19 protein-coding genes and 1 other RNA gene are annotated in these 22,140 nt (G+C 63.3%); 5 read left to right on the top strand and 15 right to left on the bottom strand.

Translation table 11 applies throughout. The features are described from left to right. Positions 1-104: 104 nt before the first annotated feature. Both U0004_RS09280 and U0004_RS09275 read left to right on the top strand, forming a co-directional pair. A complete protein-coding gene (locus tag U0004_RS09280; protein WP_070255261.1) occupies positions 105-2,966 on the top strand; it encodes a hybrid sensor histidine kinase/response regulator in 2,862 nt (953 codons plus the stop codon). 1 nt (position 2,967) lies between these two features. Then, the gene (locus U0004_RS09275; RefSeq protein ID WP_034786602.1) at positions 2,968-5,127 is read left to right on the top strand and encodes a putative bifunctional diguanylate cyclase/phosphodiesterase; all 2,160 of its coding nucleotides are present in this window, start codon (positions 2,968-2,970) and stop codon (positions 5,125-5,127) included. On the opposite strand, the gene U0004_RS09270 is transcribed toward U0004_RS09275, so the two are convergent. The 5 genes from U0004_RS09270 to dnaX all read right to left on the bottom strand — a co-directional run bounded on the left by U0004_RS09270 (position 5,096) and on the right by dnaX (position 10,897). Continuing rightward, a complete protein-coding gene (locus U0004_RS09270; RefSeq protein WP_070255264.1) occupies positions 5,096-6,244 on the bottom strand; it encodes an esterase-like activity of phytase family protein in 1,149 nt (382 codons plus the stop codon). The two genes, U0004_RS09275 and U0004_RS09270, sit on opposite strands and share 32 nt — an antisense overlap. 100 nt (positions 6,245-6,344) lie before the next feature. Next, a complete protein-coding gene (locus U0004_RS09265) occupies positions 6,345-7,565 on the bottom strand; it encodes a CaiB/BaiF CoA transferase family protein (protein ID WP_070255267.1) in 1,221 nt (406 codons plus the stop codon). 7 nt (positions 7,566-7,572) lie between these two features. Continuing rightward, entirely contained in the window at positions 7,573-8,163 is a 591-nt protein-coding gene (gene recR, locus U0004_RS09260) for a recombination mediator RecR (RefSeq protein WP_034786598.1), read from the bottom strand. A 47-nt stretch (positions 8,164-8,210) separates the two neighbouring features. Further along, a complete protein-coding gene (locus U0004_RS09255) occupies positions 8,211-8,537 on the bottom strand; it encodes a YbaB/EbfC family nucleoid-associated protein (RefSeq protein WP_034759121.1) in 327 nt (108 codons plus the stop codon). A gap of 41 nt (positions 8,538-8,578) precedes the next feature. Continuing rightward, the gene (gene dnaX / locus U0004_RS09250) at positions 8,579-10,897 is read right to left on the bottom strand and encodes a DNA polymerase III subunit gamma/tau (RefSeq protein ID WP_115057436.1); all 2,319 of its coding nucleotides are present in this window, start codon (positions 10,895-10,897) and stop codon (positions 8,579-8,581) included. Positions 10,898-10,953: 56 nt separating this feature from the next. On the opposite strand from dnaX, the gene U0004_RS09245 reads away from it, so the two are divergent. Next, positions 10,954-11,106, top strand: coding sequence for a hypothetical protein (locus U0004_RS09245; RefSeq protein ID WP_167468641.1), 153 nt, complete (start codon positions 10,954-10,956; stop codon positions 11,104-11,106). A gap of 28 nt (positions 11,107-11,134) precedes the next feature. Here the strand turns inward: U0004_RS09245 and ffs are convergent. Both ffs and ubiD read right to left on the bottom strand, forming a co-directional pair. Continuing rightward, positions 11,135-11,233, bottom strand: an RNA gene (gene ffs, locus U0004_RS09240) — signal recognition particle sRNA small type. 196 nt (positions 11,234-11,429) lie between these two features. Further along, positions 11,430-12,914: a 4-hydroxy-3-polyprenylbenzoate decarboxylase gene (gene ubiD, locus U0004_RS09235; protein WP_071653620.1), complete on the bottom strand. Its 1,485-nt coding sequence runs from the start codon at positions 12,912-12,914 to the stop codon at positions 11,430-11,432. Positions 12,915-13,393: 479 nt separating this feature from the next. Between ubiD and U0004_RS09230 the strand changes: the two genes are divergently transcribed. Then, positions 13,394-14,308 carry a lytic transglycosylase domain-containing protein gene (locus U0004_RS09230; protein ID WP_052140520.1) on the top strand — a complete coding sequence of 305 codons (915 nt, stop codon included), beginning with the start codon at positions 13,394-13,396 and terminating at the stop codon, positions 14,306-14,308. 121 nt (positions 14,309-14,429) lie between these two features. On the opposite strand, the gene nusB is transcribed toward U0004_RS09230, so the two are convergent. The 3 genes from nusB to ribBA form a co-directional block, all read right to left on the bottom strand. Continuing rightward, on the bottom strand, positions 14,430-14,900 hold the full coding sequence (gene nusB, locus U0004_RS09225; protein WP_034786595.1) for a transcription antitermination factor NusB: 471 nt from the start codon (positions 14,898-14,900) through the stop codon (positions 14,430-14,432). A 188-nt stretch (positions 14,901-15,088) separates the two neighbouring features. Further along, positions 15,089-15,571: a 6,7-dimethyl-8-ribityllumazine synthase gene (ribH, locus tag U0004_RS09220; protein WP_070254024.1), complete on the bottom strand. Its 483-nt coding sequence runs from the start codon at positions 15,569-15,571 to the stop codon at positions 15,089-15,091. Between the two features lie 176 nt (positions 15,572-15,747). Further along, a complete protein-coding gene (gene ribBA, locus U0004_RS09215) occupies positions 15,748-16,866 on the bottom strand; it encodes a bifunctional 3,4-dihydroxy-2-butanone-4-phosphate synthase/GTP cyclohydrolase II (RefSeq protein WP_070254010.1) in 1,119 nt (372 codons plus the stop codon). Positions 16,867-17,288: 422 nt separating this feature from the next. On the opposite strand from ribBA, the gene U0004_RS09210 reads away from it, so the two are divergent. Continuing rightward, on the top strand, positions 17,289-17,714 hold the full coding sequence (locus U0004_RS09210) for an OsmC family protein (RefSeq protein WP_034786592.1): 426 nt from the start codon (positions 17,289-17,291) through the stop codon (positions 17,712-17,714). On the opposite strand, the gene U0004_RS09205 is transcribed toward U0004_RS09210, so the two are convergent. From U0004_RS09205 to U0004_RS09185, 5 genes are all read right to left on the bottom strand, one after another. Further along, positions 17,711-19,108 (bottom strand): hypothetical protein, encoded by a 1,398-nt coding sequence (locus U0004_RS09205; protein WP_070254013.1) that lies wholly within the window; start codon positions 19,106-19,108, stop codon positions 17,711-17,713. The genes U0004_RS09210 and U0004_RS09205 overlap by 4 nt on opposite strands. A gap of 96 nt (positions 19,109-19,204) precedes the next feature. Then, positions 19,205-19,840 carry a riboflavin synthase gene (locus U0004_RS09200; protein ID WP_034786589.1) on the bottom strand — a complete coding sequence of 212 codons (636 nt, stop codon included), beginning with the start codon at positions 19,838-19,840 and terminating at the stop codon, positions 19,205-19,207. 28 nt (positions 19,841-19,868) lie between these two features. Then, the gene (gene ribD / locus U0004_RS09195; protein WP_174718123.1) at positions 19,869-20,942 is read right to left on the bottom strand and encodes a bifunctional diaminohydroxyphosphoribosylaminopyrimidine deaminase/5-amino-6-(5-phosphoribosylamino)uracil reductase RibD; all 1,074 of its coding nucleotides are present in this window, start codon (positions 20,940-20,942) and stop codon (positions 19,869-19,871) included. 62 nt (positions 20,943-21,004) lie between these two features. Then, positions 21,005-21,592, bottom strand: a complete 588-nt coding sequence (locus U0004_RS09190; protein WP_070254026.1) for a GspH/FimT family pseudopilin — start codon at positions 21,590-21,592, stop codon at positions 21,005-21,007. A 9-nt stretch (positions 21,593-21,601) separates the two neighbouring features. After that, positions 21,602-22,102 (bottom strand): type IV pilin protein, encoded by a 501-nt coding sequence (locus U0004_RS09185; RefSeq protein WP_081345450.1) that lies wholly within the window; start codon positions 22,100-22,102, stop codon positions 21,602-21,604. Positions 22,103-22,140: the final 38 nt, after the last annotated feature.

Below are 22,140 nucleotides of genomic sequence, written 5' to 3'. Positions count from 1 at the left end.
CTCTTCCCTTAGACCCACATCAACATCTGGGTGTGTCTTCGCGTCTATATTTTTCCAATAGGAATTAAATAACAGTCAACGGGCGACCGGGGAAGCAGCGACTCATGTTCAATTTCCAACGCTCCAGCATCAGCCAGAAGCTGACCATGATTTCGGTACTGTCATCGGGCTGCGCGCTGCTGCTGGTGTTCGTGGCGTTTGCGCTGACGTCCGTGCTCAGCCACAAGAACGATGAAGGCAAGCAATTGCTGTCGCTGGCGGGCGTGATCGGTGCGGCCGGCGCGGTGCCTTTGCTGGCGGGAAAATCGGCGCAGGGGCAGGCGGAACAGGTGTTGGCGGCCTTGTCCGCGCGCGACGAGGTGGCCCAGGCGGCCCTGTTCGACAAGGGCGGGCGCCTGTTCGCTCTATACCGCGCGCCGCAGCATGCGGACGGCCTGCCGGCGCCGGAAGACATGGACCCGGCCTTGCTGGCCGACATGGCCGTGCAGCCCGTCACGCAAGGTTCGGGCACGACCCTGGCGCCCGCCATGCGTTTGTACCGCCCCGTCTACCGGCCAGGCGAGCCGCAACAGATCATCGGTGCCGTGCTGATCGAGGCGGACCTGAACCACATGTGGCGCGACATCGGCCGCCACGTGGGCGCCATCGGCGGCGCCACCGTGCTGTCCTTCCTGATCGCCGTGTTCCTCGCGCGGCGCTTCAAGAGCGTGATCGCCGAACCCATCACCAAGCTGATCGATACAGCACAAAAAGTGTCGAGCAGCCAGACCTACAGCCACCGCATCGCGCACCAGCGCAGCGACGAGCTGGGCGTGCTGATCGACAGTTTCAACGACATGCTGGCGCAGATCGACAGCCGCGACAGCACCCTGGCCAATTACCGCGACCAGCTCGAACGCCAGGTGGGCGTGCGCACGGCGCAGCTGGAAAAGGCCAAGGATGCGGCCGAGGCGGCCAGTCACGCGAAAAGCGCCTTCCTCGCCACCATGAGCCATGAAATCCGCACGCCGATGAATGGCGTGCTGGGCATGACGGAACTGCTGCTAGCCAGCCCTTTGAGCCCGCAGCAGCGCCACTACACGAGCATGGTGCAGCGCTCGGGACAGAATTTACTGGTGATCATCAACGACATCCTCGACTTTTCCAAGATCGAGGCGGGCAAGCTGAGCGTGGAATACATCCGCTTCAATTTCCGCGAATTGCTCGACGACATAGAACACGTGTTCGCGCCGCAGGCGGAAGCGAAAAACATCAGCCTGGAATTCGATATCGCCTACGACATCCCCATCGCCATCTGCGGCGACCCGAACCGTTTGCGCCAGATCATCGTCAATCTGCTGGGCAATGCCATCAAGTTCACGGAAACGGGCAAGGTCACGGTGAAAGTGACCGTGTGCAGCGAAGACGCACCCAGCGTGGGCTTGCGTTTCGAGGTGCACGACACGGGCATCGGCGTGTCGAACGAGGCGCAGACGCGCATCTTCGAATCGTTCTCGCAGGCGGACGGTTCGACCACGCGCAAGCACGGCGGCACCGGCCTGGGGCTGACGATCTCGAAACAGCTGGTGGAGCTGATGGGCGGCACTATCGGCGTTGATAATGCTTTAACGCAAGGCTCGATCTTCTGGTTCGAAGTAAATTTCGATAAGCGGCGGGTCGACAGCGACGACCCGTCCTTCAACCTGAAAACCACGCGAGGGTTACGCGCCTTGATCGTCGACCACACACCCGCCACGCGCGCCGTGCTGGAGCGGCAACTGGCCAGCTGGCACATCGTCAGCGACAGCGCCGGCACGGCCAGCGACTGCCTGGGCAAGCTGCGCGCGGCGGCCCAGGCCGGCACGCCGTATGCCGTGGCCCTGCTGGACATGGAATTGCCGCGCACCAGCGGCCTGGCCCTGGCCGCCAACATCAAGAGCGATCCGCTGCTGGCCGACCTCAAATTACTGCTGCTGAGCACGGAACAGGCGGCGGCCGATCCCGTACAGCGGCGCGAGGCGGGCGTAGCCTTTCAGCTGATCAAGCCGGCCCGCGAATGCGACCTGTTCGACTGCATCGTCACGCCGCCACGCGCCAGCGACAGCCTGCGCATCCATCCGCCGCACACGGCGCGCCAGGTGGGCCGGCGCCAGCGCCGCCGCGTACTGCTGGCCGAGGACAATGCCGTCAACGTGGAAGTGGCGCTGGCCATGCTCGACAGCCTGGGCCTGGACGTCGTCTGCGCGCGCAACGGCGAAGAAGCCTTGCAGGCGGCGCAGGCCGAGGATTTCGATTTGATCTTGATGGATTGCCAGATGCCGGTGATGGATGGCTTTGCCGCCACGGCGGAAATCCGCCGCCACGAACAGCAGTGCGGCCACGCGCGCGTGCTGCCCATCGTCGCCATCACGGCCAATGCGCTGCAGGGCGACCGCGAAGCATGCCTGGCGGCCGGCATGGACGATTACCTGAGCAAACCGTTCACGCAGCAAGACCTGGGCCACACGATCGCCCGCTGGATCACCCTGCCGCGCGCGGCCACCGTGCACCACAGCGAAGCGCCGCAGTCACACACGCCGCAGGAGGCGCCGCCCGAAGTGCCGCCGCCTGCGCCTGCCTCCCCGACATCGGCCCAGCCGCTGAACCGGCAGGCGCTGGAAAACATCCGCGCCCTGTCCGGCACGGATGGCGATGCGCTGCTCGAACGGGTCATCCTCGCCTTTACCGGCGAGACGCCGCGCCAATTGAGCGCCATGCGCGAAGCGATTGCCGGCGCGGATGCGGAAGCGCTGCGCAAGGTGGCGCACAGCCTCAAGTCGGGCAGCGCCAACGTGGGCGCCGATGGCCTGGCGCAGCTGTGCAAGGAGATGGAAAAACTGGGCCGCGCCGGCAGCACCGAGGGCGCGGCTCCCCTGCTGCAAGAAATGCAGCAGGCCTTCCTGGCCGTACGCGAATCGCTGAACGCCATCCTCGTGAAGGAACACTGACATGACAGCGCCCCTCTCCCCTCCCCGCGGCCTGGTGCTGGTGGCCGACGACGATCCCGTGATGCGCTTGCTGATGCGGCAAATGCTCACGCAGGTGGGCCTGGACGTGATCGAGGCCGAAGACGGCGTGCAGGCCCTGGCCAGCTACAAGCACAGCGGGCCGGACCTGGTCATGCTCGACGTCGACATGCCGGCCATGGACGGCTTTGCCGTGTGCCGCGAAATCCGCCACCAGGAAGTGGGCGGCACGGTGCCCATCATCATGGTCACGGGCGGCGACGAACTGGAAGCCGTCACGCGCGCCTACGAGGTGGGCGCCACGGATTTCATTTCCAAACCCATCAACTGGCCCATCCTCGGCCACCGCGTGCTGTACGTGCTGCGCGCCAGCGACGCCATCGCCCGCCTGCGCATCGCCGACGCGCACAACCGCGCCGTGCTGGCCGCCATCCCCGACACCTTCTTCCGCCTGAACCGCGAAGGCTTTTATCTCGACTACGAACAGGGGCACGACGCCAGCGCCGGCTTTTCCCTCAGCGACTGCGTGGGCAGCCATATCCGCGACGTGCTGCCGCCCGAAATCGCCGCGCGCCTGCTGGACCAGGCGCACGCCGTGCTGGCCACGCAGCATATCGGCTCGGTCGACTACACGCTCACGCACGAAGACAGCACGCGCCATTTCGAGGCGCGCCTGGTGGCAACGGGGGCCGATGAAGTGCTGGGCCTGGTACGCGACATCAGCGAGCGCAAGCGCACGGAAGAGCAGATCCGCCGCCTCGCCTATTGCGACAGCCTGACGGGCATCCCCAACCGCCAAGCGTTCCTGGAAACGCTGGAGCGCGAACTGGTGCGCTCAAAAGAACACGACAAGAAATTCGCCGTGCTGTTCATGGACCTCGACGCTTTCAAGCGCATCAACGACACCCTGGGACACGACGTGGGCGACCATTTGCTCAAGGTGGTGTCCGAGCGCCTGCGCGAAACCATCCGCCCCAGCGACCTGGTGCTGCGCGCAGAGTATGAACTCGACGGCATCTCCGGCGGCAGCAACCTGGCGCGCCTGGGCGGCGACGAATTCACGATCCTGATTCCCGACCTGGAGCGGGTGGAGGACGCGCTCAACGTGGCGCATCGCGTGAAAGAAGCCATGCGCCGGCCCTTCATGATCGAAGGACACGAGATTTTCGTCACGGCCAGCATCGGCATCTCGCTGTATCCGGAAGATGGCGAGGATTGCAACTCGCTGCTCAAATATGCGGACACGGCCATGTACCACGCGAAGAACTGCGGCAAGAACAACGCCAAGCTGTACAGCTCATCGCTGACGATGGAAATCATGAGCCACGTCAAGATGGAAGTGGGCCTGCGCAAAGCCTTGCAGAACAACGAGCTGTACCTGCTGTACCAGCCGCAGATCGACGTGCCCAGCACGCAGATCGTCGGCGTGGAAGCGCTGGTCCGCTGGCGCCATCCCGAGCGGGGCATCATCTCGCCCACGGAATTCATCCCGCTGGCCGAAGAGACGGGATTGATTGTGCCGATCGGCGAATGGGTGCTGCGCACGGCGTGCAACCAGGCCAAGGCCTGGCAAAGCGACGGCGGACGCGCCATCCGCATGGCCGTGAACCTGTCGGCCAAGCAATTCAAGGATGAAAACCTGATGCAGATCGTGCTCTCGGCCCTGGCCGACACGGGCCTCGACGCGCGCCTGCTGGAACTGGAATTGACGGAAGGCACCTTGATGGACGATGCGCGCGCCACCATGGTGACCCTGGAGCAATTGCGCGGCATCGGCGTGTACCTGTCGATCGACGACTTCGGCACGGGATATTCTTCAATGAATTACCTGAAACGCTTCGACGTGCGGGCCTTGAAGATCGACAAGAGTTTTATCGCCGGATTGCCGCAGGATACGGAAAACGCGGCCATCACGCGCGCCATCATCGCCATGGCGCATGGTTTGAAGATGGTGGTGGTGGCCGAGGGCGTGGAAACGGACGAGCAACTGCTGATGCTGGAAGAATACGGCTGCGACATGGCGCAGGGATACTTCCTGGGCCACCCGTCACCGCACGACACGATCACGGCCATGCTGGCCAGGCAGAGGGGCCAGCTGGCCAGCGTGGAAACTAGAGCACTTCGAAGGCAAGGATTTGCGTGACTTGCTGGGCGTTGAAATTATCGTCGGAAATCATCACCAGGCTGCGGCGGCCGTTTTCCAGACGCGGTCCCCAGCTGATGCCTTCGATATTGTCGACTCTTTCAAGGCCGGTCTTTTCCAGGTCCAGCAGCAATCGCTTGCGCGCCGGCACATAGCGGGCGCCCGCCAGCGCCGGAATGGCCTGGATATCGGTGGCGCCCTGCGTTTCCATCTCGTAGATGCGCACGTGATTCGTGTACAGGCCGTCGGCGTGTTCCACGCCGGCCCGCTCCACCACCAGCAGCTGGTGATCGTTGACGGCGAGGATTTCCGACACGCCATTGTCCGCTTCCTTCCCCGGCGCGGGCCGCGACGCCACGGGCTCAATCGGATACGCGTACTGGCCCAGCACGCTGCCGGCGCGGTCAAGGCGCGTGATGCGCACGACGGAGCCGATGTCGGGCGTGGCCAGCGGAGCATCCTGGTACAGGGCCGCTTCCATGCCCAGCCACAGGCTCTTGCCATCCGAAGAAAACGACAGCGCTTCAAAGCTCATGTTGTTGCGCGAGCCGATTTCGTCCTTCGCAACCTTGAACATGGCGGGCGTGGGCAAGGTGGCCAGGTAGTGGCCGCCACTATCGGCATGGCGCACGAAGGGGTCCAAGCCCACCTTGCGGTTGCCTTCGCTGCCGTACCACAGACTGCCGTCCTGGGGATCGACGCGGATGGTTTCGATGTCGGGCACCTGGTCGCCCTGCTCCAGCTTTGCATGCGCCAGGTTCGGATAGCGGCTGCCGTCGGGCTGCGTGAAGAAATGCACGCTGGCCAGAGTCACGCCCGTAAACGCCTTGCTGTCGTAGGCCAAGGTGGCGCGGTAAAAGCGAGCCGGATTGATTGCCGAGCGATCATCGCTTTCCATCACCCAGCTCTTGTTGGCCGCATCGTAATCGATGCCGGACAAGCCGCCCACCGTGGTGCCCTCGAACGGGTATTTCAAGGCGATGCGCTGCTCGCCGATCAGGCGCAAGCCCGTGACCGGTGCGTCGTGGGGGAAGCTGGCGCAGGCGGAAAAGAGGATGGAGATGGCCAGCGCGGGGATCAGACGCGCACGGGTGGCGCGGAGGGACGACTGCTTCACGATATTCCTTAATAAAACCCAAAGGACAGAATCCGGGGTCGGACCCTGAGGGTCCGACCCCAGCCCTTGCCTGGGGTCAAGATGATTTACCAAGCTAAACCTACACCACCCCATCCGCCTTGAGCCGCGCAATGGCGGCCGCGTCAAACCCCAGCGACGCCAGCACCTCGTCGTTGTGCTGGCCCAAGGTCGGCCCCAGCCACTGCGTCTTGCCCGGCGTGGCGGACAGTTTCGGGCTGATCGCCGGCAATTTCACGGGCGTGCCGTCGGCGAAATGGTGTTGTTCGAACATGTCGCGGGCGAGGAATTGCGGGTCGCTCAGCATGTCGCGCACCGAGTAGATTTTACCGGCCGGTACGTCGGCTGCCTTCAGCACGGCCAGCGCGCTGTCTATCGTGTGCGTGGCGCACCAGGCGCCGATGGCGTCGTCGATTTCCTGCGTGCGCGCCACCCGGCCGTCGTTGCGCGCCAGTTGCGGGTCGCCCGCCATGTCGATGCGGCCCATGGCCAGCATCAAGCGCTTGAAGATGGCGTCGCCATTGCCCGCAATGACGATGTTTTCGCCGTCGCCCGTCGTGTAGGTATTCGAGGGCACGATGCCGGGCAGGGAGCCGCCCGTGCGCTCGCGCACCACGCCCGCCTGGTCGTATTCGGGCACCAGCGATTCCATCAGGTTGAACACGGATTCATACAGGGCCACGTCGACCATCTGCCCTTCGCCGCCATCCCGGCCACCCGTCACGTCGCGGTGACGCAGGGCCATCATGGCGCCGATCACGCCGTGCAGGGCCGCCACGGAGTCGCCGATGGACACGCCCACGCGCACGGGCGGGCGGTCGGCAAAGCCGGACACGTAGCGCAAGCCGCCCATGGATTCGCCGATGGCGCCGAAACCGGGCAAGTCCTTCATCGGCCCCGTCTGGCCAAAGCCGGACAGGCGCACCATGATGAGCGACGGTTTCTCTTTCTTGAGCTGCTCGTAGCCGAGATCCCACTTTTCCAGCACGCCTGGACGGTAGTTCTCGATGATGATGTCCGCTTCCAGGGCCAGCTGGCGCGCGATGGCGCGGCCCTCGGGCGACTTCAGGTTCAAGGTGATGCTTTTCTTGTTGCGTGCCTGCACCGACCACCACAGGGAGGTGCCATCCTTCAGCACCCGCCAGGTACGGATGGGGTCGCCGCCATCGGGCGACTCGATCTTGATCACGTCGGCGCCGAATTCGGCCAGCATGCGGGCGCAGAAGGGCCCCGCGATCAGGGTGCCCAGTTCCAGCACTTTAATGCCTTGCAATGGACCAGTGGTCGCGGAGGATGTTGTCATGTTGTGTTCAGGTTGCCCTGCGGTCGAGCATCGCGCGGGCAATCGTGCCCGCGTCGACGTATTCCAGTTCGCCGCCCACGGGCACGCCGCGGGCCAGGCGGCTCACGCGCAAGCCCCGCGCCTTCAGCATTTCACTGATGTAGTGGGCGGTCGCTTCGCCTTCATTCGTGAAATTGGTGGCCAGCACCACTTCGCCGACCACGCCATCGTTGGCGCGGTTCAACAATTTTTCGAGGTGGATATCTTTCGGGCCAATGCCGTCCAGCGGAGACAGCCGCCCCATGAGGACGAAATACAGGCCCTTGTAGGTGAGCGTCTGCTCGATCATCAGCTGGTCGGCGGGCGTTTCCACCACGCACAGCAAGCGCTTGTCGCGCTCTTCGTCGAGACAGGTCTCGCACACTTCGTGTTCGGTAAAGGTGTTGCACAGGCCGCAGTGATGCACGGCATCGACGGCCTGGAACAGGGCGCGCGACAGCATGGCCGCGCCTTCCCTATCGTGCTGCAACAAATGAAAAGCCATCCGCTGCGCCGACTTGGGGCCGACGCCGGGCAGGCGCCGCAGCGCCTCGGTCAGGAATTCAAGCGACTTGGACATGGATCAACCCTGCCCCGTGCCATGGATCGAGCGCATGCGGCAGTGCATCAGAATGGCATTTTGAAGCCGGCTGGCAAGTTCATGCCACCAGTCAAGCCTGCCATTTTTTCAGCGGACGTCGCTTCCGCCTTGCGCACGGCATCGTTGAAGGCGGCAGCCACCAGGTCTTCCAGCATGTCCTTGTCGTCGGCCAGCAGCGATGGGTCGATGGAAACGCGCTTGACGTCGTTCTTGCACGTCATGACGATTTTGACGAGGCCGGCGCCGGACTGGCCTTCCACTTCCACCAGCGCCAGTTGTTCCTGGGCCTTTTTCATGTTGTCTTGCATTGCTTGCGCCTGCTTCATCAGGCCAGCCAGTTGATTTTTCATCATGAGAATGCTCCGTTCAATTCAGTTTGTGAGTGTGTTAATCATCAATGCAGGGTCGGCGCGGCGGAGCCGGCCGGTGCAGGGGTAATCGTTCCCGGCACAACAAAAGCGTCGAATGCACGCTTCATGTCGAGCACGAAGGGATCGCTGGCGATGGTTTCTTCCGCTTGCAGCTGGCACGCCTCGCGGTGGGCCTGCGCTTCCGCGCTGGCCGTATACCAGACAGCGCCCAGTTCCGTATCGACATTGACCTTGCGGCCAAAGCGCTCGCTCAGCACGGCAGCCAGTTTTTCCACGTTGGCCGGACTGCGCCACGTGTCGATCGGCACGCGCAGGCGGAACGTGGTGCTGTGACCGTCGTGCAGGCATTCGATCAGCTCGGCCTGCACGGCCAATTGCTGGGCTATGCCGCGCAGGGGCAGCACGGCGGCGACGGCCGGCCAGTTGCCGTCCCAGTCCAGGCCAGGCACGGGCGTGATCACATACGGTCCGCTGGGCGCGGCTTGCTTGGCAGCACGCTGCGGCATGATGACGGCCGGCTGCTCGCTGCTCTGCGCGGCGGGCGCCGACACGGCCGCGGAGGCGCTGTCGTCGGAAAATTCGGTGACCCACGGCGGCAAGTCGTCGTCGGCGGGCGCCTGCTGTGGCGGCGGCGCCTGGCGTACCGGTGCCGCCGCCGGTACGGATACCGGTGCTTCCATCACGGCCACGGGTGGCGCGTCGTCCCACGGCGCCGGCGCTTTCGCGGCGGCGGGCGGTGGCGACGGAGCTGCCTGGACCGGCGCGGCCGGGGCAGCGGCGACAGGCGCCACTGCTGGTGCCGGTGCGGCTGGCTTGGGCGCCGACGATGGCGCCGACGGCGCGCTGCCCGGACGGCCTTTCGAGGCGGCGCGGGCCGCTTCCAGCGCCGCATTGATGGCGGCGCGGGCGGAACTGATCGGGGCGCCCGATGCTGCCGGGGCAGCCGCAGCAGGAGCAGCCGCTGGCGGCGTAGCGGGCGGCGGCGCCATTGGTGCCGGCGCCGGTGCAGCGGCTGGCGCCGGCGCAGCCGCGCGTGGCGGCGGCGCTTCGCTGCGCGCCATGCTGGCGGCTGCGGCGGCGACCACGGCGGGCGGTGTCACGGCGGCGTGGCTGGCCACGCTGTTCGTGGCGGCGCGGGCGGCGGGAGCCGAAGCCCCTGCGGCGGCGCGCGCAGCGGCCACGGCGGCCGGACGGTTGCCCGTGGCAGCGGCCGGTGCAGCCGGCACGCCATCGGCGCCGCCTATGCCGGGCCGAAAGGCCAGCATGCGCAGCAAGGTCATGGTAAAGCCCGCGTATTCATCGGGCGCCAGGCCCAGCTCATTGCGGCCATGCACGGCGATCTGGTAAAACAGCTGCACTTCTTCCGCGTCAAACGCGGAAGCCAGGCGCACGATGTCCGCGTATTCGGGCAAGTCCTGCGGCAAGGCGGCGGGCACGGTTTGCGCCAGCGCAATGCGGTGCAACAAGGTGCCCAGATCTTGCAGGGCGCCGTTGTAGGACAGGCTGCGCGAAGCCATCTCGTCGGCCACGGCCAGAAGATCGGCGCCATCCTGCTGCGCCAGCGCGTCGAGCAGGCGCACCAGATATGACTGGTCGAGCGCACCCAGCATGCCTTGCACGGCGTCCAGCGTGACTTCGCCAGCCGCATACGCGATGGCCTGGTCCGTCAGGGACAGCGCATCGCGCATGGAGCCGTGGGCGCCCTGGGCCAGCAGGCGCAAGGCTGGCTGTTCGAAGGCGATGCCTTCCTGTCCCAGGATATTGTCCAGGTGGCTGATGATGTGGCCGGGCGGCATCTGCTTGAGGTTGAACTGCAGGCAGCGCGACAGCACGGTCACGGGAATCTTTTGCGGGTCCGTCGTGGCCAGGATGAACTTCACGTGCTCGGGCGGCTCTTCCAGCGTCTTCAGCATGGAATTGAACGCGTGGTTCGTCAGCATGTGCACCTCATCGATCATATAGACCTTGAAGCGCGCATTGCTTGGCGCATACACGGCTTGCTCGAGCAGCTGCGCCATTTCATCGACGCCACGGTTCGATGCCGCATCCATCTCTATATAGTCGACAAAGCGTCCCGCATCGATCGCCGTGCACGCTTCGCACACGCCGCAAGGCTGGGCCGTGATGCCGCCCGTGCCATCGGGGCCGATGCAATTGAGCGACTTGGCCAGGATGCGCGACAGGGTCGTCTTGCCGACGCCGCGCGTGCCCGTGAACAGGTAGGCGTGATGCAATCGGCCGCTGTGCAAGGCATGCGTGAGAGCGCGCACGACGTGCTCCTGGCCGACGAGCGTCTCGAAATTCTTGGGGCGGTATTTACGGGCGAGGACTTGATAGGACATGCTGAGATTTTACCATGCGATTTTGCGGGTGATCCTGCGCGGCGGGCGCAAGCCTCATGGCCGGGCCATTCAAAATGGCAAACGCGGCAAAGCAGCAATTGTATAACATGGCCAGCTGGAAATATGGAAAACACGGCAAGCCCGGCAATGCAGCAGCTCGGCAAGAAAAAGGGACCGTAAAAGCAAAAAAGCTGCCCATGGCAGCTTGATTGTTGATCCTGATAAAACATTCCCGAAGGAGGCGAGCCTGATCTGCGGCACTCATGGTTAATAGCCGTGGCTGCTTCGTTCCCGACCTGACCAGGTTAGCCATGCCACGATGCGCAGGGGCCCGCCAAGGACAATTATAACCGACCTGCGCAAGATTGGGAAATTGCCGTGTCAATGCTGTGTGCGTCGGCGTAGGTCGGCGTGGGTCTGCGTAGGTCGGCTTAGGCCGCAGGCCGTAAGCCGACACTGCTGAGTACGCGGCCGACACTGCCGAGCCGCAACGTCGGGTTACGCGCAAGCGCTAACCCGACCTACTTAGCACCTACAAACCCAGCTCTTGCCAGATGCCATCCACCCTCGCCTTCACTTCCGGCGTCATGGTGATCACCGTGCCCCACTCGCGCGTCGTTTCGCCCGGCCATTTATTCGTCGCGTCGATCCCCATCTTGCTGCCCAGGCCGCTGACCGGCGAGGCGAAGTCCAGGTAATCGATGGGCGTGTTGTCGACCAGCGTGGTGTCGCGGATGGGGTCGACCCGCGTCGTGATGGCCCAAATGACTTCTTTCCAGTCGCGGATATTCACGTCTTCATCGACCACCACGATGAACTTGGTATACATGAACTGGCGCAAGAAACTCCACACGCCGAACATCACGCGCTTGGCGTGGCCCGCGTACTGTTTCTTGATCTGCACCACGGCCATGCGGTAGCTGCAGCCTTCGGGCGGCAGATAGAAGTCCGTGATTTCGCTGAACTGCTTTTGCAGCAGCGGCACGAACACTTCGTTCAGGGCCAGGCCCAGCACGGCCGGCTCGTCCGGCGGCTTGCCTGTATACGTGGAGTGGTAGATCGGGTCGCGGCGCATGGTGATGCGGTCGATGGTAAACACGGGGAAACTGTCCTGCTCATTATAGTAGCCCGTGTGGTCGCCATACGGCCCTTCCAGCGCGTGCTCGTAGCCGCTCGGATGCTTTTCATCCGGGTAGATATGGCCTTCGAGCACGATTTCGGCGGAAGCGGGCACGCGCAGCTCGCTGCCGATGGCTTTCACCAGCTCCGTGCGGCTGCCGCGCAGCAAGCCGGCGAACTGGTATTCGGACAGGCTGTCCGGCACCGGCGTGACGGCCCCTAATATAGTAGCGGGATCGGCGCCCAGCGCGACGGCGATCGGATACGGCTTGCCCTTGCTCTGGATCGCGTGCTCGCGGAAGTCCAGCGCCCCGCCCCGGTGCGCCAACCAGCGCATGATGACCTTATTACGCCCCAGCACTTGCTGGCGGTAGATGCCCAGGTTTTGCCGCTTCTTGTTCGGGCCCTTGGTGATCACCAGGCCCCAGGTGATCAGGGGGGCGACGTCGCCAGGCCAGCAATGCTGGATCGGCAGGCGCGCCAGGTCGACGTCGTTGCCTTCCCAGACGATTTCCTGGCACTTCGCGCCGCGCAACTCTTTCGGCGACATGTCCCACACGGATTTCACCAGGGAACCGAGGCCCAGCAGATCCTTGAAATCCTTCGGCGGCTCTGGTTCCTTCAGCCGCGCCAGCACATGGCCGATCTTGCGCAACTCGCTCACATCTTCCGCGCCCATGCCCAGCGCCACGCGGCGCGTGGTGCCGAACAGATTGCCCAGCACCGGCATATCGTATCCCGTCGGATTGTTGAACAGCAAGGCCGGTCCGCCCGCGCGCAAGGTGCGGTCGCAGACTTCCGTCATCTCCAAAATCGGTGAAATGGGGGTCGAAATGGGCTTAAGTTCACCCATTTGTTGCAGTTGAGAAATAAAATCTCGCAAATCTGAATATTTCATGTGTTTTTAATTTTTTTTGACGTCGGACGCCGTTGCTGAAGGATCTATGCCAAGTAATTGATTTTATTGGCTTTTGGCACAATGCAAGACAAAAAGTAAGACATAAAAGTAATAAAGAAACGATTCGTTAGTATTGACTTGATATAAAACGGCTTCTACAATTCGCCCAACTTGAAAGAGCACGCCGGCCCAGAGCTTGATTTTAGCGTTTCTCTTTCATTCACGGAGTCGGGGCTCCACATGACATTTTAAGGAGTGTTTTCAAAAGGCGTCTGCCTTACCCCCGGTAAAAGTTGTATTGCGACTGATCCAATACCAAAAACGGGACCGATCAGCTCAAGCAAGCAATGACGGCGTTTCTCGCACGCATCCATACGCGGCGGAAACGATGATATTTCTGATGCACGGCATTGGCAGTACCCACAACACCGCGAGACCGCGGAGGGACTGCCTGTTGACGCGACATTTCGGGGAACTCTATGACTCATCGTAGCACTGAAGCAGCTTTGCCTGCTTCAACCGTGGCTGGCCAGCCAGCGTTGGCGCGTTTGCGCGCCCGCGCACAAGCCATTTCGGCACGTGGCGTATTGACCACGGCACAACACACACTGACAGTCTTCGGCATTTCCGCCCTGGCACTGATCGCCCTGCTGATGTTCCGCCCTGACCTGGGCAAGCAACTGACGCACAGCCTGTTCCCGCTGCCGATGGCAGAGGCGCAAGCCGTTGAAGCACCTGCCCTGTCGGCACTGATGGAAGCGCCTGCTTCCGTGCAAACGGCCGCCAGCGACGCACCGCTGAGCAAGGAAGAAAAAGCCTTGCTGGGCACGCAAAAGCAGCAGCAATGGGTCACCAACTGGCTTTCCAAGCGCTACCGCGTAGCCAACGATGCGACCAATATGCTCGTCTCGACGGCCTACCTGACAGCCCGTGAAATCAAGCTGGACCCGCTGCTGATCCTGGCCGTGATGGCCATCGAATCGGGCTTGAACCCGTTCGCGGAAAGCCCGGTCGGCGCGCAAGGCTTGATGCAGGTCATGTCGAAAGTGCACCATGAGCGCTTCCAGGAAATGGGCGGCGTGCAAGCAGCCCTGAATCCCGTCGCCAACATCCGTGTCGGCTCGCTGATCCTGAAAGACTACGTCACGCGTGGCGGTTCCGTCGAAGCGGGCCTCAAAACCTACGTCGGCGCCGCCAACTTCGCCACCGACTCGGGCTATGGCTCGCGCGTGCTGGCTGAATACCGCCGCCTGAAACAAGTGTCGGCCGGCCAGCGCGTGCCGACGACGACGCCGGTGATGGCATCGAACACGCCAGCGCCAGCCAAGGCCCCGGCAGCGGAAAGCGGCATCACCATCAAAGTATTACCCCATAACGAGATCGCCGGCCTGTGACCCTTTAAAAGCCCTCACAGGGGCATCCAAAAAGCGGCACCCAGTAAAAAAGCCACCGCACGCAAGTGCCGGTGGCTTTTTTATTGCCCTGCAGCATTGGCCGCAGGAGCTGCTCTCTATATTACTTGCGCTTGTTGGCGCCCACTTCTTCCTCGCGGAATTTCACTGCCAGCTTGTCCAGCACGCCGTTCACATACTTGTGGCCGTCGATACCGCCAAACGACTTGGCCAGCTCGACCGCTTCGTTGATGACGACGCGGTACGGGATTTCCATGTTGTTCTTCAGCTCGAATGCGCCGATCAGCAGGATGCCGTGTTCGATCGGCGACAGTTCCGCGATATTGCGGTCGATCAATGGTGCCATGCTTTCGCGCAGCGCCAGCGAATCCTTGATGGCGCCGTACAGCAGCACCGTGAAATGATCGCCATCGGCCTTGTCGAAACCATGCGCGGCGCGAATATTGTTCACGACGGTGGTCGCGTCTTCATTGTTCAGCAGCCACTGGTACAAGCCCTGCAGCGCAAACTCGCGCGCGCGGTGACGCGGCGTGCGGTTTTTGCTGGGATTGGCGAGCAAATTTTTCTCAGTCATGATTGTTACCTGTTCTTAAGTACGTGTTCACTACAAATTCCGGCGAGACACTGCGGCGCGCTTTTAGGTAGCGCAGCCGTAATTCAAGCGTGCGTGAGAAGGATGTCAGGGCAAGGCGCGGGGCCGAAGGCAGTACGATAGTACGGCGAGGCCTTGCAACGCAGCCATGGCATTCTTATCACACGCGCTTAGTCTTCGTCGGTGTCTTGCAACTCTTCTAGCGCTTGCGCCAGATTGGCCATTTCCACTGCCACGCGTGCCGCTTCGGCTCCCTTGACCAGCATGCGCACTTCCGCCTGCTCGTCGTTTTCGGTCGTCAACACTGCGTTGGCGATGGGGATGCCGTAATCGAGACCGACGCGCGTGATGCCCGCGCCCGATTCGTTCGATACCAGCTCGAAGTGGTAGGTTTCACCGCGAATCACGGCGCCCAGTGCGATCAGGGCGTCGAATTGCTCGGTTTCCGCCATTTTTTGCAGAATCAGTGGGATTTCCAGGGCGCCCGGCACGGTCACGTGCAGGATATCTTCATCGGCCACGCCCAGCTTGCTCAACTCTTCCAGGCATGCCGACAGCAAGCCAGCGCCGACGATTTCATTGAATCGTGCCTGGACGATACCGACGCGCAAACCTTCGCCGGCAAAATTGGTTTCGTATGTTCCTACGCTCATCATAAGCCTCTTTAATCTGGTGGTTCAGGGCGACATGCACATGTCGCCATCATTTACTCTACATCGACGCCTGACAAAATCGTAGCGAGCGGCAGCGAGTTGTGGTCGAGAAGCGCAACTGTACGAAGGTACAGTGAGCATCACAGGCCGCAAATCGCGACGCGCAGTAGATTTAGTTAGGCGCCCTGGCCTGGATGGCACTGAAAACCCGTTACTTCCAAGTCGAACCCCGCCATCGACGGCATCTTGCGGGGGCTGGCCAGCAATTGCATCTTGCTCACGCCCAGATCGCGCAGGATTTGCGCGCCGATGCCGTAGCTACGCAGGTCCATGCTGGCGGCGCGGCCTTTCGGCTTGGCTTGCGGCGTATCGAGCGCGGCGAACTGGGCAAACAGCTCGCCCGACGTCTCGCCGCAGTTCAGCAAGACCATCACGCCCCGCTCGGCCTGCTTGATGGCGGCCATCGAAGCGGCTACCGTCCACGAGTGGGTGGTCGCTTCGCTTTCCAGCACGTCCAGCAGGGAAACGGGCTGGTGCACGCGCACCAGCGCTTCCAGGCCGGGCGCCAGGTCGCCATGCACGAGGGCCAGATGGGCCGACGCGCTGGGCTTGTCGCGGAAGGCGATCAAGCGGAATTCGCCGTGCGCCGTGTGCAGGGTGCGCTCGGCAACGCGCTCGACCAGCGATTCCGTCTGGCTGCGGTAATGGATCAAGTCGGCAATCGTGCCGATTTTCAAGCCATGTTGTTCGGCAAAGACCAGCAAGTCCGGCAGGCGCGCCATGGTGCCGTCGTCCTTCATAATTTCGCAAATCACGGAGGCGGGCGTCAAACCAGCCATGGCCGTCAGGTCGCAACCGGCTTCCGTATGGCCTGCGCGCATCAGCACGCCGCCTTTTTGCGCTTTCAGCGGGAAGATATGGCCAGGCTGGACAATATCGCTGGGCTGCGTGCCCTTGGCTACGGCCACCTGGATGGTCTTGGCGCGGTCGGCGGCGGAAATACCCGTCGTCACGCCTTCGGCCGCTTCGATGGACACGGTAAAATTGGTGCCGTAGGCGGTGCCGTTGCGCGACGTCATCATCGACAAGTTCAGCTCGTCGCAACGCTCTTCCGTCAAGGTCAGGCAGACCAGGCCACGCGCATGCGTGATCATGAAATTGATGGCTTCAGGCGTCACGAAATCGGCGGCAAGCACCAGATCGCCTTCATTTTCCCGGTCTTCTTCATCGACCAGTATCACCATGCGGCCGGCGCGCAATTCAGCGACGATCTCTTCGGTGCTGGATATTGACATTATTCATCCTCTGAAGACACCTGGCAAAACCTGCTGCGCGTCGGTATAGGCGGCTTGCGATGCTCACCGTAGCTTCGTACGGTTGCGCTTCTCAGCCACCTCTTCCTTCCGCTCGCGACGGTTTTGCCTGGCGTTGTTAATGAAACTAAAAACTGAAATATCGAGCGCGAAAATTCCGCGAATTTCCGGGAATTTTCTTATAACCTGCTATTTTAAAGGATTTAGCGCTTGCAGACCTGAAATAAGACAGCTTTGCGGCACGGATGCCACCGCCTGCCCTGCAAAGCGCCCATTCCCTGATCCAGCGCATACGGCGACGGCAAGGCGCGCGCCGCCGGCCTTGCAAAGAGCATAAGATCAGCCAGTCACCGCCACGGCGCTGACGCCCCACTCGCAGCGACACCCCACACAGGAGCGGCACTATGAAAACCAATGGATCGGCCATCTGGTCAGGCGGCATCAAGGATGGCAAGGGCGCCATCAGCACGCGCAGCGGCGCCTTGCAGGAATATCCCTACGGCTTTGCCAGCCGCTTCGAAGGCAAGCCCGGCACGAATCCCGAGGAATTGATCGGCGCCGCGCACGCGGGCTGCTTCACCATGGCCCTGTCGCTGATTCTTGGCGAAGCGGGCCTGACGGCGGAAAAGATGGAGACGACGGCCGAAGTCACCCTCGACAAGGTCGACGACGGTTTTGCCATCACGGCCGTCCATTTGATCCTGAAAGCAAAGATCCCCGGCGCCAGCCAGGCTCAATTCGAGGAATTGACGGGCAAGGCCAAGGCCGGCTGCCCCGTGTCGAAGCTGCTTAAAGCCAACATTACCCTGGACGCTACCCTGCAGCCCTAGATTTTCGTCACGGGCTTGACGGGTTCCACAGGGGCCACCGGCGCTACCAGCGGCAGGCGCGAATCGCTGGCCGGCAATGGCCGGTTCATCAAGCCGGGATTCAGGGCCGCATTGTTCAGGTTATACGCGGCAATGGCCGCCGCCACGGACGGGTCTTGCGACGAGGGCGGCGGCACGGCACGGCCCGCCGCTTGCGCGGCCAGCTCTTGCGCCTGCGTATTTTGCTGTGCCAGCTGGGCTTGCGCCGTCGCCAGGCCCGCATCGGCTTGCCCTTGCGCCGCGCGCGCCAGCGACTGCGCCCGGTCGGATGCCGCCTGGGCCGCCATCTGCGCGTCGCTGGCGGCCAGCTGCGCCCGCGCCGCATCGTCCGCCGCGGCTTGCGCCTGCTGCTGCAATCCCTGCTGCTGCACTTGCCCCTGACGCAGTTCGTCCACCCGCGCCGCTTCCTGCTGCTGCGTCTGCTGATCGGTATTGATGCGTTCGGCGTCCAGGCGCTGGGCATCGACGCGCTGGTTGTCGGTGCGCTGCGTCTGCAGCAATTGCGCTGCATCGGCCGCTGCTTGCGCCTGCGGCTGGGGCCGCAGTTCCTGCAAGTCCAGGTTCAGCTCCTCCGCTTCCAGTTGCTGCTGCAGTTCCAGCTGCCGCTGCGCAATAGCGGCCGTTTGCGACGGCGCTTCGTCGACGGCCTGCATCTGCTCGGCCTGCGGAGCCTGCGCGGCGCTGGACGGCAGTGCTTCGCCCGTCAAATCCGCTTCGACATTGGTCGCCACCGGCGCGCCCTGCCGCTGGGCCAGCACGGCGCCCACCTGCGCCAGCACCTCCGTTCCCTGCTGCAAGGCATTCAGGGTGGCATTGCTGTCGGCCGCATACGCGGCCTGCAAAGTTGCGGGGTTGACATCTTCATTGCGCAAATCGATGCCGATGCGGGCCAGGCCCGCCTGCGTGAGCAGGCTGCCGTCCTGCGCCAGTGCGGCGGCCGCATCCGTCGTGCCGTCGCCCGACAGCAAATCGTAGCGCTGCGCCAGGCTGCCCGGCGTGTCGCCCGCCGTCGCCAGCTGGCTGGCATCGATGCCGCTCGTTTGCAGCTGGGCGAACGATTCCGTCAATTGCCGCGCCAGCGCCAGCAAGTCGTCATTGACATTCACTGGGGTATTGGCCGCCCTGGCCTCTTCCGTGGCGCCCTGCAAAGCCAGCAGTTGCCGGCGCGACAAGGCCACGCCGGACAGGAACTGGCCCAGCGGGGAGATGTCGACCTGGGTCGATGACAGGATGGCAAGAGCAGCCGCCTCGCTGGAAGGCGGCACGGGCAGTACAGGCGGCAGCGGCGCCGTTGCGTTCACGCGGGACGTGGCCGGGATGGTGTTGGGCACGGTTGCGCGCGAAATCGGGTCCATGGCTAGCCTCCATTGCGGAAAGCTTCATAGTATGCGCGTCTGCAAGAAAAGCAACACACGCTTGGCAAGGCGAGAATGTGTTGCGGTGTTCTTGTATCAGGCGGCAGCCTTGTCCAGCGACAACATGCGCTCGACATAGCGGGCGATCAGGTCGATTTCCAGGTTGACCTTGCCATCGACCGTCAAATGCTTCAGGGTCGTCATGGCGATCGTGTGCGGGATCAGGTTGATCGAGAAGCGGCAGCCGTTGACGGCGCCCGCGCCCAGGTCTTCCACGCGGTTGACGGTCAGGGACACGCCATTGACGACGACGGAACCCTTGAAGGCCAGGTATTTCGCCAGCTCGTGCGGCGCCTCGATCACCAGTTCCCACGATTCGCCCACTGCTTCGAACTTGCGCACGATACCCAGGCCGTCGACGTGGCCGGACACCAAGTGGCCGCCCAGGCGCTCGGCCAGGGTCAGGGCTTTTTCCAGGTTCACTTCCGTGGTGGTATCGAGGCCCACGGTGCAATTGAGGCTTTCGCGCGAGACATCGACTGCAAAACCCGTGTCCGACTTTTCCACCACCGTCATGCAGGCGCCATTGATGGCGATCGAATCGCCCAGGGCCACGTCAGCCAGCGGCAAGCCGCCCGCGTGGATGTTCAGGCGCACGCCTGCATCGAGGCCGCCGTCGAGCGGTTGCACGGTTTCAATCTTGCCGATGGCGGCAACAATTCCTGTAAACATGAACTAACCCTATAAAAGTATGAAAGTATTAATTGCGCTGGGCGAATCTTGCAAGGATACGCAAATCTTCGCCCACTTGCTGAACCTGGTGAAATTGCAAAGTGTGCTGTTGCTTGATATCCGTCAATGGGGGCAAGGAAAACATGCCTTGCGCATCGCCCAGCAAAGTGGGCGCCAGGTAGACCAGCAGCTCGTCGACGCAGCCTTCGCGGATCAGGGAGCCATTCAGTTTGGAGCCGGCCTCGACGTGGACTTCATTGCATTGCCGGCGTCCCAGTTCCAGCATCAGCGCGGCCAGGTCGACCTTGCCGGCCGCGTTCGGCAACAGGATGACTTCGGCACCCAGCGCCTGCAGTTGCGCCTGTTTCTCCGGGTTGGCGACGGCCGCCACGATCCACGTGCCGCCCCCTTGCAGGATGCGCGCGTCGGGGCTGATGTCGAGCCGGCTGTCGACGACGATGCGGCGCGGCTGGCGCGGCGTCTCGACGGCGCGCACGTTCAATTGCGGGTCGTCCGCCTTGACGGTGCCGATGCCCGTCAGGATAGCGCAGGCGCGCGCGCGCCAGGCGTGGCCGTCGGCGCGCGCTTGCGGCCCGGTGATCCACTGGCTTTGCCCGTTGTGCAAGGCTGTCATGCCGTCCAGGCTGGCCGCCGTTTTCATGCGCACCCACGGCTTGCCGCGCTGCATGCGCGAAAAGAAGCCGATATTCAATTCATATGCCTCGTCGGCCAGCACGCCCGTGGTGACGGCGATGCCGGCCGCCTCCAGCTTGGCCAGTCCCTGCCCCGCCACCAGCGGGTTCGGGTCCGTCATGGCGGCCACGACGCGCCCCAGTCCCGCGCGCACGAGCGCATCGGAGCATGGCGGCGTGCGGCCGTGGTGGTTGCACGGTTCCAGGGTGACATAGGCGGTGGCGCCGCGCACATCGTTGCCGCGCGCCGCCGCATTGGCCAGCGCTTGTACTTCGGCATGATCCTGCCCGGCCGCCTGCGTCACGCCGGCGCCGATCACCTGGCCATCCCTGACGATCACGCAGCCGATGCGGGGATTGGGCGAAGTCGTGTACAAACCGCGCGCCGCCCATTCCAGCGCCAGGCGCATGCCATCGATATCGTTGAGTATTTCCACGGGCTTCTTTGCTAGTGAGTGATAGGTGAGTCGGGTTACGAACTGTCGGCCACGCCGCTGCAATTGGCCGCCTGCTGCTGCGGGTCGCACACGCGCACCCTGCCCAGCATATTGATTTTAATATGCCGTACCTGCTTTCCCAAAGCCAGGGACAAGGTACCCCAGCGCGCCGCCAGGCTATTGGTCGCGCTGCAACTGCGTCCTGCGCCATTGTAGGCGATATAAAACGGCGCCGTGGCCGACGAAAACGCGAACTGGGCCGTGATGCCCGCCGGCAGCGGCCCCTGGCGGAACAGCAATTCGTCATCGCCATCGAACGCCAGGTTGGCATTGCGGTCGATGAATATCAGCCAGCCCGTACGCCAGTCCACGCCACCGGCTCCGGCCGGCATCAGCAGCACGCGCTGTCCCCGCGCCATCGCCTGTGCCCGCGTCAATTCGATGGCCGAAAACAAGTCGGTAGCCGCCGTCCGCACCTGCTGGCGCGCCAGCACCTGCTGCAGGCTGGGCATGGCAGCGGCAGCCAGCAACGCGGCAATCGCCAACACGGCCAGCAATTCGGGCAGGGTATGCCCGACGGTGTCCCCGACGGTGTGCCCAATCCGCGGTGAGCGCTTGTGCATGGCCATGGCCTAGGGCCAGCAGTGGCTGGACGGGCCACTGCTGCCGCGCTGGCCCGTGCTGCTCAAGGACAACACGCCGCAATCGGCATCCTGGAAGTGCGCATCGACCTTGGACGTGCCCGGCATCGCGCGCAACAGCACGCATTGCCCGATCGCCAGGCCGGGACAAGCCAGCGCCTCGATTTCATACGCGCTGCCGGCCGCGCCCCCGTCGCCAGACCACCATGGAAACTGCTGCACTTGCGACGACGGCGACGCGGAGGAAAATGCCAGATAGCGGTTGTTTTGCGAATAATAGCGTTCCTGCTGCTGCATCAGCCGCAGCAGGGCCGCCTGTCCCTGCACCCGCTTGGCGCGCACGACATGACCGTGATAGGCGGGCACGGCCAGCGCCAGCAACAGGCTCAGGATCGCCAGCGCGGACAGCAGTTCGATCAGGCTGAAGCCCCGTGTGGCAGCAGGAGCACCACCGTTTGCAGCGGGACCGTTCCGGCTTGCCACCACGCCCATATGACCCCCCGTCTTTCCTGAAATCGCCGCCGATGCGA

This window comes from Janthinobacterium lividum, assembly GCF_034424625.1.
Classification (GTDB): domain Bacteria; phylum Pseudomonadota; class Gammaproteobacteria; order Burkholderiales; family Burkholderiaceae_D; genus Janthinobacterium; species Janthinobacterium lividum.
This window is presented reverse-complemented; position numbering and strand designations above follow the sequence as displayed.

Bases quoted from the DNA above. Each gene is read 5' to 3' on its own strand.
- U0004_RS09200 (WP_034786589.1), bottom strand. From the start codon at position 19,840: ATGTTTACAGGAATTGTTGCCGCCATCGGCAAGATTGAAACCGTGCAA.
- U0004_RS09255 (WP_034759121.1), bottom strand. From the start codon at position 8,537: ATGATGAAAAATCAACTGGCTGGCCTGATGAAGCAGGCGCAAGCAATG.
- ribBA (WP_070254010.1), bottom strand. From the start codon at position 16,866: ATGTCAATATCCAGCACCGAAGAGATCGTCGCTGAATTGCGCGCCGGC.
- U0004_RS09210 (WP_034786592.1), top strand. From the start codon at position 17,289: ATGAAAACCAATGGATCGGCCATCTGGTCAGGCGGCATCAAGGATGGC.
- ubiD (WP_071653620.1), bottom strand. From the start codon at position 12,914: ATGAAATATTCAGATTTGCGAGATTTTATTTCTCAACTGCAACAAATG.
- U0004_RS09280 (WP_070255261.1), top strand. From the start codon at position 105: ATGTTCAATTTCCAACGCTCCAGCATCAGCCAGAAGCTGACCATGATT.
- nusB (WP_034786595.1), bottom strand. From the start codon at position 14,900: ATGACTGAGAAAAATTTGCTCGCCAATCCCAGCAAAAACCGCACGCCG.
- ribD (WP_174718123.1), bottom strand. From the start codon at position 20,942: ATGCGCCTGGCGCTGGAATGGGCGGCGCGCGGTTTGTACACGACTTCG.
- U0004_RS09185 (WP_081345450.1), bottom strand. From the start codon at position 22,102: ATGGGCGTGGTGGCAAGCCGGAACGGTCCCGCTGCAAACGGTGGTGCT.
- ribH (WP_070254024.1), bottom strand. From the start codon at position 15,571: ATGAGCGTAGGAACATACGAAACCAATTTTGCCGGCGAAGGTTTGCGC.
- U0004_RS09245 (WP_167468641.1), top strand. From the start codon at position 10,954: ATGGCCGGGCCATTCAAAATGGCAAACGCGGCAAAGCAGCAATTGTAT.
- U0004_RS09230 (WP_052140520.1), top strand. From the start codon at position 13,394: ATGACTCATCGTAGCACTGAAGCAGCTTTGCCTGCTTCAACCGTGGCT.
- U0004_RS09265 (WP_070255267.1), bottom strand. From the start codon at position 7,565: ATGACAACATCCTCCGCGACCACTGGTCCATTGCAAGGCATTAAAGTG.
- U0004_RS09275 (WP_034786602.1), top strand. From the start codon at position 2,968: ATGACAGCGCCCCTCTCCCCTCCCCGCGGCCTGGTGCTGGTGGCCGAC.
- U0004_RS09190 (WP_070254026.1), bottom strand. From the start codon at position 21,592: ATGCACAAGCGCTCACCGCGGATTGGGCACACCGTCGGGGACACCGTC.
- dnaX (WP_115057436.1), bottom strand. From the start codon at position 10,897: ATGTCCTATCAAGTCCTCGCCCGTAAATACCGCCCCAAGAATTTCGAG.
- U0004_RS09205 (WP_070254013.1), bottom strand. From the start codon at position 19,108: ATGGACCCGATTTCGCGCGCAACCGTGCCCAACACCATCCCGGCCACG.
- recR (WP_034786598.1), bottom strand. From the start codon at position 8,163: ATGTCCAAGTCGCTTGAATTCCTGACCGAGGCGCTGCGGCGCCTGCCC.